We start from the raw sequence: 1,162 nt of genomic DNA, 5'->3' as shown, positions 1-1,162 counted from the left end.
TTTTTGTTAAAATTATACTATAAATTCAACTTTGCAACAGAACCTTGTATTCCAAACAATTCTCAATTGAAATAATCATGTCTTTTTCCAGATTATAATCATTATTATTTACTAACGAGAATAGATTTAACGAGTTTTTTCAATTTATTTTTTGTAAATCTTCTTCTTTTACCATCCCTTATTTCTATTTTTCTTTGTATCCATTTCCTCTTTTTCTCTCGTTTAATATTTTTATATTTTTCTGTTGGGATTGTTATAAAGTAAGATAATTCCCATAGAATACTTCCCAATATCTTAAAAAAAGATTCCATAATTTACACCCGTTCTTATAAGTCCTATAATATACAACTTATTTTTTATTGAATAATTTAGAGAAAATGGATTGTTTTTGTTCATTTTGATCTGGTGTTTTTGTCTCAAAAATCTCTTCTTTTGTATTTAAATCGTCTGTTTCTATAGGATCATTATGACTTAATATATTTTGGCTATTTAAGTTCAATGATTGTTCTTGTTTTAAGGCAATTGTTAAATCGTCAATTTGTCGATTCTTTTGTCGAATTTCTGATTCTAAGTGTGCGATATATTTATCAATATAACTGTCATGACGTGTCTTCATAGGTTCTTTTTTGTTTGTCGATTCTTTTGTCGATTTTTCGTCAAAGCTTGACGATTTGTTTGTCGATTCTTTTGTCGATTTTTTATTTAAAATCGACTCTAAATAAGCTATTACACTATCATCTATTAATGATTTATTGCCTGTTTTTTTAACTTTTAAATTTGATGGTAAATTTTTTAAGTGATAGTGAATTGTTTGTTTAGAAACATTTAAACTTTCAGAAACTTCTTTTACCGTTTTCATCAAATAACACGTCCTACTTTATTTGTTCGTCTTATAGTTTTCATTTATATTCATTTTCTCTAAAAACGCTTCTTTTTGTTGTTCTGTAAATTCAGTTGTTTTGGGTTTGATAGGTTCATACTTTTTATTTTCTAACCATTCTGGCGTCATCTCACGATTTATATTTTGTTTCTTCTTACCTACATTCGCCATTTCAGGTTGTCGCTTTGAATGAATGCGTTTCTCAGGTTCAAAAGTGAACTCTAACCACTCAATTTTACGGCTTTTCTTAGCTTTGATTTTATTAATAGTCAGATCTTTAAA

Annotated in this window: 2 protein-coding genes; both read right to left on the bottom strand. The window is 27.0% G+C overall.

Annotated features, from left to right (window positions below; genetic code table 11):
- Nucleotides 1-349 precede the first annotated feature (349 nt).
- Nucleotides 350-859, bottom strand: coding sequence for a LuxR C-terminal-related transcriptional regulator (locus B154_RS0124030; protein WP_002508772.1), 510 nt, complete (start codon nucleotides 857-859; stop codon nucleotides 350-352).
- Nucleotides 860-877: 18 nt separating this feature from the next.
- The coding region (locus B154_RS33510; RefSeq protein WP_018616911.1) for a hypothetical protein at nucleotides 878-1,162 on the bottom strand (285 nt) is incomplete at its 5' end.

It is taken from the genome of Segetibacter koreensis DSM 18137, from assembly GCF_000374045.1.
In the GTDB taxonomy this organism is placed as follows: domain Bacteria; phylum Bacteroidota; class Bacteroidia; order Chitinophagales; family Chitinophagaceae; genus Segetibacter; species Segetibacter koreensis.
Note: the sequence above shows the minus strand (reverse complement) of the source record. Positions and strands in the feature narration are given on the sequence as shown.